We start from the raw sequence: 12,940 nt of genomic DNA, 5'->3' as shown, positions 1-12,940 counted from the left end.
TGAAGCCTTCAGGCTCACAAAGCGGGTGGGTCAGTATTCGACGGAAATCTAGGGTCAGAGATTGGCGGAATCCAACACCGACGTCGAAGCCTCGTCTGCGACCGGCAGCAATCGCTGGCATTGCGGAATTTCAGGACGAGAGTACGTCTGGCCCGTGCGAACCCCGAACGCCTCTCGGTTCTTCAACCACGGATGCGTTGGGCGGCCAAACCCAGAGCCGCAAATGAAAGCGCCAAGGGCTTCAGATCGCAAGGATCGAGCATCAAGACACTTTCGCTGACCGCCGCCCACTTTCGGTCTGAGCCCACGCCGCATCGCAAGCCCGCTCCAGCTCCGGCAGCCGGTACGTCTGGCACGCAGTCCGATAGAACAACGCTTGCCGCTCGGACGGCGACAGCGCTTGCGTCGCGAGCTTGAAGGCGTTCCACAGCTGCACATATGTACACGACTGCTTGTCTACGGGGAAGTTGCTTTCCAGCATGCATCGCCCGGGGCCGAACGCCTCCAGACAGACGTCGATCAGCGGTTGCCAGGCTTGCAGCAGCGCCCGGGTCTGGGCAGGCCTATCGCCCGATTCGAACCCGAATCCGAAGATCGGCATGCCCATTCCGCCGACCTTGACGCGCACGTTGGGGCGAGTAGCCAGCGCCCGCAGATCGCGCTCCCAGTCCTTTCGGACGGTGGCTTGTTGCGAACGAAAGCCGAGCACGCCCACCGGCATTCCGACATGGTTCAGCACGATGGGCGTGCGGGGAAACGCGTCCGCCAGTGCGGCCAGCTCGCGCAGCTGGGTGTGATAGATCAGCGCGTCGAAGCTGAGGCTGTCCCGGTCCAGCAGCGCAAAGCCGCGCCGAAAGTTGCTGTCGCCCAGGATGTTCTGCGGCGCATTGGGGATGAACTTGCTCAGTTCGCTGTCATGGCGCGTCGCGTAGAAACGCACGCCGCGCAGGCGGTCCTTGCCTGCGGCCACGTGAGCTTTCAGTACGTCGTCGAGCGTGTCTCCCAAGACCAGGTCCACGTCCGAGACGATGCCTGCGGCGAGGCGGCAGGGGCCTTGTGGTGTGGACAAGGGCGTGGCGCTCAGGGCTGCAATGCGTTCGACCTCGCCTACCGAGCGCATGTGCTCTGGCCCTTCCTTGCGCCAGCCGGCGCCGTACGCGGCAACGTACATGGTGCCGACGATCCTGTGGCCCGATGACAGGTCGCTCTCCATGTCCTCGCGGCGGTAGTAGAGCTTGTCGGCGCTGGTGCCGAACAGGTGGTGGTGGGCATCCACGATAGGCAGGCCCGGTTCGCGCGCGGGCTCGCTGCTGCCTGTGCCATGCCACTCCAGCAATTCGCGGGTCGGACGGTGCTGGTTGCCGCGATAGGGCACCGGGGCCGGCCCGGGCTTGGTTTCGGCCAGGGCGGGATTGCCGAGGGCGGTGTCGCTCAAGGCGAGCGCCGCCGCAGAGAGAAACATTCGTCGGCTGGGGTGGCCCAAGGGATTGCGCACAGAGAGTCTCCTTTCGTTATCGGGGCATGGCCAGCGGGTGAAGGAAGGGGGCTGGCGCCCATCTGCGCGGCAGTCTAGGGAGGGGCTTTGTCGTGCGTCCATGGCGATATTCAGGAGCCGGCGTTCAGGTTCTGCGAATGCCGAACGGCAGAGGCGGCGCAGCGGATGTCTGCAACCGGCTTTCACGCACGCGGCCTGCACAAAAACCGCATTGACACCCCGGCCCTCGAAAATCTACATTTGCGTATCGCAAATACGACCTATGGTTCGCATATATGAACACACTAGAGACAGCAGACGCCGGCATCACCAAGGAGCTGGCCTTGGGCAAGTTCACCGACAAGATGCTCGCCGACATGCGCGCATTGATCGGCACCGATCTGCGCACCGAGTCGTGCCTGAACAATGAGTACGCCACTCGCTTGGCGGTCATGCGGTTCTGCGAGGGCATTGGTGACGACAACCCGCTGTGGACCAATGCCGCCTACGCCAAGGACGGCCCGCATGGCACGCTGGTCGCGCCGCCCAGCTTCATCTTTGCCTGCCTGGGATCGGTGCAGGTGGGGTGGCCCGGTCTGGGCGGCTTTCATGCCGAGACCAAGATGACCTTCGGCGAGCCCATCCGTGTGGGCGAGAAGATCACGGCCAAGGTGACGTTCGACGGTTTCGACGGCCCGATCGCCGACAGTAATTTCGGCGGCCGGCGCATCAAGGACTACCTGCGCCAGGAATACCGCAACGATGAGGGCGACCTCAAGGCCACCTTCATCTGCTCGCGCATGCGCTTCGAGCGTGGCGAGATGCAGGCGCGCCGCGAGAGCCGCGCGATCGAGGTGCCTCACCCCTGGAAGGACGAAGAGATCGCTGCGATCGAGGAGCAGATCCTTGCGGAGCGGCCACGTGGTGCAACCCCGCGCTACTGGGACGACGTGCAGGTCGGCGACGAGATGGATGTCATCACCAAGGGGCCGCTGGGCCTGACCGACTTTATCGCGTTCATCGCCGCCGGCGCGGCGCCGATCCCCCGGGTGGCTGCGCATGCGGTGGCGCTCAAGCGCTACCACAAGCACCCCAAGTGGGCTTTCCGTGACCCCAAGACCCACGCGCTGGAACCCGTGTATTCGGTGCACTACAACGACTACGCGGCGCAGTTGCAGGGCGCGCAGATCGCCTACGACGTGGGCATCCAGCGCACCTGCTGGCAGATCCATTCGCTCACCAACTGGATGGGCGACACGGGACGGCTCAAGGCGCTGACGGGACAGTACCGCGCCCACGTCTATCTAGGCGACGTAGTGCGCCTCGGTGGCCGCATCGACGCGAAGGAAGTCGATGCCGACGGCCAGCACGTGGTGAAGCTCACGACCTGGGCCACGAACCAGCGCGGCCAGCAGGTGATGCCCGGAACGGCGGTGGTGGCGCTGCCCAAGCGCGCGGCGGCCTGAGCGAACGGGTCCTTCCACGAACGAAGCAAGAACCGAGATGACCATGACCACATCCAGCGAGACCTCATTCGCGAGTGCGCAGGGCGAAATGCACCATTTGGCGGCGTCCGCCGAACCGGCACGCGAGGAGGGGGCTCGGGCACCGGACGACGCGTCGCTGCCTCTCAGCGGGGTGCGCGTTCTCGACCTGACACGTTACCTCTCGGGGCCCTACGCGACGTTGTTGCTCGCGGAGATGGGCGCGGAGGTCATCAAGGTCGAAGTGCCCGAGGCCGGCGACGACACGCGCCACATCGCGCCGCTCCAGGGTGACGTGAGCTTCTATCACTCCACCATCAACCGGAGCAAGGCGTCGGTGGAGCTCGATCTGAAGTCCGAGGAGGGCCGAAGGCTCGTTCACGCGATGGTGGCGGATTGCGACGTCTTCATTCAGAACTTCCGTACCGGCGTCGCCGAGCGACTCGGGTTCGGCTATGACGTGGTGTCCAAGCTCAACCCGAAGGTGGTCTATTGCTCGATCTCCGGTTTCGGGGGAACGGGCCCCGAAAGCCGGCGGGCCGCCTTCGACCTGATCGTGCAGGCGGAGTCCGGCGTGATGAGCCTGAACGGCGAGGGCGACAGCCCACCGAGCAAGCTAGGCCTTCCGGTGGCCGACCTGTCGTCCGGTATGTTCGCGGCGCACGGCATCCTTGCCGCACTGGTGAGGCGATCGCGCACTGGCAAGGGCGGGCTCGTCGAAGTCAGCATGATGAGTTCGTTGCTCTCGCTCTCCGTTTACAACGCCACCCGCTATTTCGTGACCGGCGAGACGCCCAAGCGGATGGGGTCGCGCCATCCGGGCGTGGTGCCGTACGGCCAGTACGCGGCGTCCGATGGCAACGTGCTGCTTTCCACCTTCAGCGACGGCTCGTGGAAGAAGATCGTCGACGCCATGGACCGGCCCGATCTTGCGGAAGACGCGCGATTCGCGACCGCGGCTTCCCGTGTCGTTCACCGGGACGTGTGCGACGCCGTGCTCAGCGAGGTGTTCGCCGGATTCACCTCCGAGGACGTCGTGAAGCGGCTGGACAAGGCCGGCATTCCCTGCGGCGTGGTTCGCAGCCTGGGCGAAGCGCTGGAAATGGAGGCCGCAAGCGGCTCGGGTTCGATCACCGACGTCGAGTACCCGGGCACGGTCGGCTCGATTCGCAGTGTGCGGATACCCATCAAGTTCGACGGCGAGTGGTGCCCCGCCCAGCCTGCGCCGGCACTCGGCCAGAACAACGCGATCCTGGATCGCTACAAGAAATCCTGAACATGCACTGAGAGGGCGTGCGCATGCGGGGGCCAGGTGTTGGCCGCCAGCATGGAGCAGAGCGTGTGCGCCCGTCGCACCCACACGGAGACATCGATGACATCGACAACAACAATGCCATGGGGCAAGGAAATCGCGACCGAAGTGATCGGTGGCGTTCCGTTCCGGATGTACACGGATCGCCCACGCCGGGTCGAGCAACTGCTTGGCTTCGCGGGCCGCTGGAGCGCGCGGCCCCACCTTATCCAGGGCGAACGCGTCCTCTCGTTCGAGGATCTGCACCGCGGTGCGGTGGCCAAGGCGCGTGAACTCACCGACCTGGGCATTCGCCAGGGTGACCGCATCTTCATCCTCGGCTGGAACAGTCCGGAGTGGGTCATCAACTTCTGGGCCTGCGTTCTGGCGGGCGCCGTGCCTGTGCTCGCGAATGCCTGGTGGAGCGAGGTGGAGATCGGCAATGGCCTGGCGGCCCTGCAGCCTGCCATGACGCTGGCCGACGACCGGTGCGCGGCGCGCGTGCCTGCGGGTTCACGTCGGGGCCCCTGGGGCATCGACACCACAGGTGCGCAGGGGGGTGATGACGCGACCAATGCGGACGGCGAGCGCAGCGAGGAAGACACCGCGCTCATCATCTTCACTTCGGGCACATCGGGCCGACCCAAGGCGGTGGTGCTGTCGCACCGCGCGCTGCTGGCACGCCTGCAGATGACCTTGCACATCACGCGAAAGTTGCCGCACCAGATCGACGAGACGGCGCGCGACGTGACGCTGATCACGGGGCCGCTGTTCCATGTGGGCGGCATGCAGACCCTCATGCGGGCAGTGATCGTTGGCGACACCCTGGTTCTGTCGGAAGGCCGCTATGACCCCGCCGAAGTGCTCGCATCCATCGAGCGAAACAAGGTCAAGCGCTGGAATGCCGTGCCGACGATGGTCTTGCGGCTGCTGGATCATCCCGACGTGTCGCGCAGGGATCTGGGCAGCCTGAAGTCAATCAGCATTGGCGGTGCGCCGGTGCATGCGGAACTGATGCAGCGCATCCGCACCCAGCTGCCCAGCGTCAGCCCGAGGATTCCCACGGGCTACGGCCTGACGGAAAACGGGGGGCAGGCCACCGCCGCGGCGGGCTCGGAGGCCCTCGAAGAACTGGGCTCCGCGGGCAAGCCACTGCCCTGTGTCGAGGTCCGCTTTCTTGCTCACCCCGACCTGCCCGACGGGGAGATCTTGTTGCGTTCCCCCACGCAGATGTCCGGCTTCTTCGGGCTCGACGAATCGCCGATCGATGCCGAGGGGTGGCTTCACACGGGCGATCTGGGCCGACTCGACGACAAGGGCAATCTCTGGATCACCGGCCGCTGCAAGGACATGATCATCCGCGGCGGCGAGAACATCGCGCCGGCGGCGATCGAGCGGGCGCTCATGGCCATTCCCGGTGTCGCAGAGACCGTCGTGTTCGGCGTGCCGCACCGCGACCTAGGCGAGGAAGTCATGGCGGTCGTCGTGACGGAGGCTGAACTCACGCAGCAGCAGCTGCAAGAGCAGTTGCGCGGCCAGATCGCCTCGTTCGCGGTGCCCAGCCGCTGGCGCATCCAGCGTGAGCCGCTGGCGACGAACCACACCGGCAAGGTGGACAAGGCGGCCATCAGCGCCCAAGTCCGCGCCGAACTGCACAACGAGGCCTCATCGACATGATCATGCAGAACTTTCAACACGTCACGCCGCCATTGCGCCTGTTCCATGGGCCCGACAGCCTGACGCACCTGGGTCGCGAGCTCGACCGCATCCGCAGCCAGCGGGCGGTGATCGTCTGTGGCGACTGGTTGGCCAAGGGGCCGCTGTTCGAGCGCATCAGCGCAGCGCTGGGCCCGCGATGCGCTGGCGTCTACGGCGAGGTGCTCGGGCACAGCCCGGTGGCGTCGGTCGAAGACGCTGCGGCGTTGCTGCGTCGCCTGGAGGCCGACGCCATCATCGCCGTGGGGGGCGGTTCTGCCATCGTCACCGCACGTGCGGCCGGCATTCTCGCCGCGGAAGACAAGCCGGTGTCTGAGCTGTGCACCGTGACCGAAGCCGACGGCAGCCTGCGCAGCCCGCGGCTGTCGGCGCCCAAACTGCCGCAGTTCATCGTGCCGACCACGCCGACGACCGCCACGGTCAAGGCCGGCAGCGCGGTGTTCGAGCCGGCCAGCGGACAGCGCTTGGCGATGTTCGACCCCAAGACCCGCGCGCAGTCGGTTTTCATCGACCCCGAGATGATTCTGTCGGCGCCGCGCGGCCTGGTCGCCACGGCCAGCATCAACACCTTGTCGATGGCTATCGAGGGCCTGACCTCACACTCGCAGGACGCGCTGGCTCATGGAGCGCTGATGCATGCGCTGCGGCTGCTGGGCCAGCACCTGACGCACGCCACGCATGAAGACGACGCAGCCGTGCGCGGCCAGCTTGTGCTGGCGGCCATCCTGTGCGGTCAGGGCACGGACCACACGGCCGCGGGCATCACGACCGTGCTGGGCCATGCGATCGGCGCGCGACATGACATTGAGAACGGCACCGTGAACGCCATCGTTCTGCCGCACGTGCTGCGCTTCAATGCCGAAGCGGCTGCGGCCGGCATGACTGACGTGGCGGCGGCGCTCGACCTGCCGCGTTCCGGGGCACGGGCCAATGCGCAGCGGGTCATCGAAAAGGTCTCGTCGCTCTTCGAGGACCTCGGGGTGCCGCGCCGCCTGCGCGATGTGAACGTGCCTCGCGAGGCGCTGCCCGACATCGCCGCGCATGCGATGGGCGACTGGTTCCTGCGTGGCAACCCGAGGCCGGTGCGCAGCGCCGACGAACTGCAACAGATTTTGGAAGAGGCATGGTGAACAAGATGATCGAACGCAACAAGATTTACATCGACGGCGAGTGGGTGCCCTCTTCGGGCCGTGAAGTGCTGGCCGTCATCAATCCGGCGACGGAAGAGCTGGTGGCCACCGTGCCGCGCGGCACGGCGGAAGACGTCGATCGCGCGGTGCAGGCCGCGGTTCGTGCGTTCCCGGCATGGTCCCGCACACCGGTGGACGAACGCATCGCGATCTTCAGCAAGCTGGCGCGCATGACCGAGGCGCGTTCGGACGAGATCACGCAGACCTTGGTGAGTGAACTGGGCTATCCCATCACCGCGCTTCGCAGATCGCAGACGCTGGGCGCGGTGGAAGAGCTCGACATCATTGCCGAGTCGCTGGCCGAGATCAATTGGATCGAAAACGTGGGCAACACCAACGTGTGGCGTGAACCTTCCGGCGTGGTCGGTGCGATCACGGCGTGGAACGCGCCGCTGCGCTCCGTGATCTCGAAGGCGGGTGCGGCCATTGCCGCAGGGTGCACCGTCGTGCTCAAGCCTTCCGAGGTCGCGCCACTGACGGCCTTCATCTTCGCGGAGTTGTGCGCGCAAGCCGGCCTGCCGCGCGGCGTGTTCAACCTGGTCTGCGGCAATGGACCGGAGGTAGGAGAGCCCATTGCGGCACACCCGCTGGTCGACATGGTGTCGGTGACCGGCTCGGTGCGCTCGGGGCGCCGTGTGATGGAAGTGGCTGCCGAATCGGTCAAGCGTGTGCACCTCGAACTCGGCGGCAAGTCGCCCAACATCATCCTGGCCGATTCAGACTTCGAGCGCGCGGTCGCCGACGGCATCGAGGACGCCTTGCGCAACACCGGTCAGGTGTGCGGTGGCCTGACGCGCATGCTGGTGCCGCGCGAGCGCTTGCAGGAAGCGGAGGAACTGGCGGTACGCAAGGCGCAAAGCTATGTGCTTGGTGATCCGCTGGACGCGTCGACCACGCTGGGGCCCGTCTCCTCATCAGCCGCGCGTGATCGCGTACGCGGCTACATCCGCTCGGCCCAGGAGGAGGGCGTGCGCATGCTGACGGGCGGAGCGGAGGCTCCCGAGGGATTGCCGCGCGGCTGGTATGTGCAGCCGACCATCTTCTCGGGTGACAACCACAGCCGCATCGCCCGTGAAGAAATCTTCGGCCCCGTCGTGGTGATCATTCCTTTCGACGACGAGGAAGACGCGATCCGCATCGCCAACGACTCGCAGTACGGACTGGCGGGCGGCGTCTGGTGCCGCGACCCCGATCGTGCGCGACGCATCGCGGCCCGGCTGCGTGTCGGCCGCGTGCGCATCAACGGCGCACCGTTGGACAAGCGGGGCACCCACGGCGGATTCAAGCTCTCGGGCGTGGGTCGTGAATGGGGCCGCTTCGGCATCGAGGAGTTCATGGAATACAAGTCCGTCATCGGTTGATCCGACGCGGCGATCTGGAAAGAGCAAGGAGACAAAAATGGACAAACGCAGCTTCATCAAGACACTGGGCCTGGCGCTTGCGCTGCCTCAGGGTGCGGCCTGGTCCCAGCCCAAGGGACGCCCGGTGCGCGTGGTGGTCCCGCTGCCGGCCGGGAGTTCGAACGACTATGCGACGCGCGTGCTGCTGAACCTCGTGGGCGGCATCAATGGGCAGAACTATTTCGTCGACAACAAGCCCGGCGGCAACGGCGGCATCGGCACGCTGGACGTGGTGCGATCCGCCCCGGACGGTCTCACGCTGCTGTGCGGCTCGAACTCGCCGCTGGCGGCCAACGTGGCGTTCGTCAAGAACATGGGCTACGACCCCCGCAAGGACCTGACCCCCATTGCCGGTGTGAGCCTGACGAACCACGTGCTGATGGTCAAGTCGGATTCGCCGATCCGTACCTTTGCAGAATTCATTGCGCATGCCAAGACGCGCCCCGGCAAGGTCAGCGTCGGGTACTCGACCACGGCGGTGCAAACGCAGATCGCCACGATGAACCATCTGGCCGGCCTTCAGTTGCTGCCGATCCCGTATCGGGGGAGCCCCGCGACCATCACCGATGTGATTGGCGGCAACCTGGACGCCACGTTGACCGACCCGGGTAATGCCCAGGCCCAAGTGAAAGCCGGGCAGTTGCGGGCGCTGGCTGTCACGTCGCTCAAGCGCAATCCGACCACGCCGGACTGGCCAGCGATTTCGGAGACGCTCCCCGGCTTCGACTTTCCTTCATGGAACGCGATCGTCGGTCCTGCCGGCATGTCCAGCGAGCTGGTCTCACGGCTCAGCGCGGTCGTCATGCAGGTGCAAAAACAGAAAGAGCTGATCGACAAGTACGCCAACCATGGCACGACACCCCTGGTGATGGGCCCCGGTGATCTCAAGGCATTCATCGACTCCGAGACCACGCGTTGGGTCCGGCTGGCGCGCGAAGCCAAGATCCAGCCCGAGTGATGCGCAACCTTTCGGCCAACCCCTTGTCGACAGGGAGCTTGCAGTGATCATCTCCAAGGCACGTTGTGCCTGCGGCCCCGACCAGCCCTTCGTCCCCACCACGATCGAGCGGCGCGACCCCGGGCCGCGGGACGTGTTGATCGACATCGCCTTTGCCGGCATCTGCCATTCGGACGTCGAGCACGCGCGCAGCCTGCGCGGCAAGACCCTTTACCCGATCGTGCCCGGCCACGAGATGGCCGGCACCGTCGCGGCCGTTGGCACCGAAGTCACGCGGCTGCGGGTCGGCGACCGTGTCGGCGTCGGGAACATGGTCAACGCCTGCGGAACGTGCGAGAACTGCCAAGCAGGGCTGGAGCAATACTGCAGCGGCGGCCGCACGCTGGCCTACAACGCGATCGACCGCGACGGCAAGCCGACCTACGGCGGCTACAGCCAGAACGTGGTGGTCGACGAGCGCTTCGTCGTGCGGATTCCCGAAGCCATCGCGCTGCAGAACGCCGCGCCGCTGCTGTGCGCCGGCATCACCATGTATTCGCCGCTGCGCCACTGGCGCGCCGGGCCGGGCAAGCGCGTGGCCGTCATCGGCTTCGGCGGGCTGGGCCACGTGGGCGTGCAGATGGCCCGGGCAATGGGCGCACACACCACGGTGCTCGACCTGTCGCCGGCCAAGGGCGAGGACGCCTCGCGCCTCGGCGCCGATGCTTACCGGCTCAGCACCGATCCGCAGACCTTCACCGATCTCGACAGCGCGTTCGATCTCATCATCTCGACGGTGCCCATCCATGACCAGTTGGACCGCTACCTGGGCCTGCTGGCGCGCGATGGCGTCTACGTCAACCTGGCCGTGCCCGCCAAGCCCTTGCAAGTCTCCGCCGCGGTCTTGCTGACCAACCGGCGCTCCATCGCAGGCACGCGCAGCGGCGGCATGACCGAGACGCAGGAGATGCTGGATTTCTGCGCTGCCCACGGCATTGGCGCCGAGGTGGAGGTCATCGATGCAGACGGCATCGACGATGCCTACCGCCGGCTGCTGGCCGGCGATGTCCGTTTTCGTTTCGTGATCGACAACAGCACACTTTGAGAGACACCATGTCCGAATTCCTGGTCTACGAACAAGAGGGTCATATCGTCACGCTGACGATGAACCAACCCGAGCAGCGCAACCCGCTGACTGGCAACACCGCCATCCCGGAGTTCCTGGCGGCCATCGAGCGCATCCACGACGACCGCAGTGTCCGCTGCGTCATCCTCACGGCGAACGGTCCTTCGTTCAGCTCGGGCGGCGATGTGCGTCAGATGAAGCGACAGGCTTCCGCCGAGGTCACCGAGATGGACATCCGGCAGGAATACCGCCGAGGCATCCAGCGGCTGACGCTGTCGCTGTTCAATCTCGAGGTGCCGGTAATCGCCGCGGTCAACGGGCACGCCATCGGCGCAGGGCTCGACCTGGCCTGCATGTGCGACATCCGTATCGCGTCGGAGAAGGCGAAGTTCGCCGAGAGCTTCATCAAGCTGGGGATCATTCCGGGCGACGGCGGTGCATGGCTGCTGCCACGCATCGTGGGCATGTCGCGCGCGGCCGAGCTCGCGTTCACCGGCGACATCATCGACGCGCGGCAGGCACTCGAATGGAACCTCGTCTCTCGGGTGGTCGAGGCCGACCAGCTGCTGCCGGCAGCACGTGATATGGCGGGGCGCATCGCACAGAACGCGGCCCATGGCGTGCGACTGACCAAGCGCCTGATGCGCGAGGCCATTCATTCGCGTCTGGACACGGTACTCGAGCTCTCGGCGGTGTTCCAGGCGGTCTGCCACAAGACACCAGACCACACCGAAGCCGTGGATGCATTCCTCGAGAAGCGCGCGCCGAAGTTCAGCTGAGCTACAGTGGCCGAGCCATGAACGATCAGCATCCGACCCGCGAAGAAGAGCTTCATTTCCGCCGCATCGACATGCGTGCCTGGCGCCGCAGCGATGGCCTGTTCGAACTCGAAGGCCGGGTGACCGATCGCAAGCCGCACGACTTCGAACCCTGGCGCGGCGGTCAACGTGTGCCGGCAGGCGAGCCCATCCACGACATGGGCGTGCGGCTCGTGTACGACACCGACCTGCAGATCCACGCGGTGGAGACCTTCACCGAAGCGTCGCCCTACGCCGAATGCCCTGAGGGCGGACAGGCGCTGCAATCCCTCAAGGGCCTGCGCATGGCCAGTGGCTGGAGCAAGGAAGTGCGCAGCCGGCTGGGCGGTGCGCGCAGCTGCACGCACCTGATGGAGCTGCTGATTCCGATGGCGACCACGGCTTTCCAGTCGCTGAGCCAGGTCAACCGGGGACGCGCAGACCGGGTGGACGCCACGGGTCGGCCGCTCAAGATCGACAGTTGCTACGCGTACGGCGAAGCACGCGAGCTGGTGCGCGTGCACTGGCCGCAGTTCCATCGCCCGCATTCGAAAGAACCCCGATAGACACCACGGGTTCGCGGGGGAAAATGGGTTGATGATTGACCTTGTGCAGCTACGCACCTTTGTCGCCGTGGCGGAGGAGCAGCATCTCACCCGCGCCGCCGAGCGCTTGCATGTCAGCCAGTCGGCCGCCAGCGCGCACGTGCGCGCGATCGAAGACAACCTCGGCATGCAACTCTTCGTGCGGACCAACCGCAGCCTGGAGCTCACGCGTGCCGGACAGTTGCTGCTGCGCCAGGCCAAGGTGCTGCTCAATGGCGCGGCGGAGTTCACGTCCTTTGCGCGTGACATGCGTGGAAAGACCGAAGGCAATCTGATCATCGGTGCCAGCAGCGACCCACTGTCCAGCCGCATCGGGCTGGTGGTGGCGGGCTTGCGCCAGAAGCACCCGATGATTACGGTGGACGTCTGCGCCCGCGCTTCCGCGGGCACGCGCCAGGCGCTCAAGACCAGCGAGTTCGACATCGGCATGCTGCTCGGCCGGCCCGTCGACGCCGGCTTCACCTACTACCAGCTCGCCACCATCAACTTCCTGGTGGCGGGCCCCGTCGCCTGGAAGGACAAGATCGAGAGCGCCGACCTTGCGGCGCTGGCGGAGCTTCCCTGGATCACGCCGAGCGATACCAACCTGGCTTACTCGTTCATGTTGGAGCGGTTGTTCGGGGAAAAAGGGCTTGAGCTCAACAGCGTGGTCCGCTTCGACAACGCTGCGCTCGGTCGCTCGCTCGTGCAGGCGGGCGTGGGCATGCTGCTGATGCGCGAGGAGTACGCCCTGGAGGGCGTGCGCGAGGGGCATCTCGCCTTGTCGCCAATCGCGCGTACCGAGTATCCGCAGTTCATTGCACATCTGGCCAGCCGGGGCAACGACCCCTTGATCCGCGCGTTCATCGACGCCGCGAGCGAGGCCTGGCCCGACATGAAGCAGATGGCGCCGCTCGCCCGCAGCTGAACGTGCGAGCTGG

11 protein-coding genes are annotated in these 12,940 nt (G+C 66.0%); 10 read left to right on the top strand and 1 reads right to left on the bottom strand.

The window, feature by feature from the left end; genetic code table 11:
• Positions 1-262 precede the first annotated feature (262 nt).
• On the bottom strand, positions 263-1,435 hold the full coding sequence (locus AC3WQM_RS29735; protein WP_492683552.1) for an amidohydrolase family protein: 1,173 nt from the start codon (positions 1,433-1,435) through the stop codon (positions 263-265).
• A gap of 335 nt (positions 1,436-1,770) precedes the next feature.
• Between AC3WQM_RS29735 and AC3WQM_RS29730 the strand changes: the two genes are divergently transcribed.
• The 10 genes from AC3WQM_RS29730 to AC3WQM_RS29685 all read left to right on the top strand — a co-directional run bounded on the left by AC3WQM_RS29730 (position 1,771) and on the right by AC3WQM_RS29685 (position 12,927).
• On the top strand, positions 1,771-2,940 hold the full coding sequence (locus tag AC3WQM_RS29730) for an FAS1-like dehydratase domain-containing protein (protein ID WP_492683551.1): 1,170 nt from the start codon (positions 1,771-1,773) through the stop codon (positions 2,938-2,940).
• Positions 2,941-2,977: 37 nt separating this feature from the next.
• The gene (locus tag AC3WQM_RS29725; protein WP_492683550.1) at positions 2,978-4,234 is read left to right on the top strand and encodes a CaiB/BaiF CoA transferase family protein; all 1,257 of its coding nucleotides are present in this window, start codon (positions 2,978-2,980) and stop codon (positions 4,232-4,234) included.
• A gap of 96 nt (positions 4,235-4,330) precedes the next feature.
• Positions 4,331-5,926 carry a class I adenylate-forming enzyme family protein gene (locus tag AC3WQM_RS29720; RefSeq protein WP_492683549.1) on the top strand — a complete coding sequence of 532 codons (1,596 nt, stop codon included), beginning with the start codon at positions 4,331-4,333 and terminating at the stop codon, positions 5,924-5,926.
• Positions 5,923-7,095: an iron-containing alcohol dehydrogenase family protein gene (locus AC3WQM_RS29715; protein WP_492683548.1), complete on the top strand. Its 1,173-nt coding sequence runs from the start codon at positions 5,923-5,925 to the stop codon at positions 7,093-7,095. The genes AC3WQM_RS29720 and AC3WQM_RS29715 overlap by 4 nt, the downstream gene beginning before the upstream one ends.
• A 5-nt stretch (positions 7,096-7,100) precedes the next feature.
• The gene (locus AC3WQM_RS29710) at positions 7,101-8,516 is read left to right on the top strand and encodes an aldehyde dehydrogenase family protein (RefSeq protein WP_492683556.1); all 1,416 of its coding nucleotides are present in this window, start codon (positions 7,101-7,103) and stop codon (positions 8,514-8,516) included.
• 37 nt (positions 8,517-8,553) lie between these two features.
• Complete coding sequence (locus tag AC3WQM_RS29705; protein WP_492683547.1) at positions 8,554-9,513, top strand: Bug family tripartite tricarboxylate transporter substrate binding protein; 960 nt, start codon at positions 8,554-8,556, stop codon at positions 9,511-9,513.
• Positions 9,514-9,556: 43 nt separating this feature from the next.
• Entirely contained in the window at positions 9,557-10,597 is a 1,041-nt protein-coding gene (locus tag AC3WQM_RS29700) for an NAD(P)-dependent alcohol dehydrogenase (RefSeq protein ID WP_492683546.1), read from the top strand.
• A gap of 8 nt (positions 10,598-10,605) precedes the next feature.
• A complete protein-coding gene (locus AC3WQM_RS29695) occupies positions 10,606-11,397 on the top strand; it encodes a crotonase/enoyl-CoA hydratase family protein (RefSeq protein ID WP_492683545.1) in 792 nt (263 codons plus the stop codon).
• A gap of 17 nt (positions 11,398-11,414) precedes the next feature.
• Entirely contained in the window at positions 11,415-11,981 is a 567-nt protein-coding gene (locus AC3WQM_RS29690) for a DUF2889 domain-containing protein (RefSeq protein ID WP_492683544.1), read from the top strand.
• 31 nt (positions 11,982-12,012) lie between these two features.
• Positions 12,013-12,927, top strand: coding sequence for a LysR family transcriptional regulator (locus AC3WQM_RS29685; RefSeq protein WP_492683543.1), 915 nt, complete (start codon positions 12,013-12,015; stop codon positions 12,925-12,927).
• Positions 12,928-12,940: the final 13 nt, after the last annotated feature.

Source organism: Variovorax sp. FW301-JW7, assembly GCF_058788795.1.
This window is presented reverse-complemented; position numbering and strand designations above follow the sequence as displayed.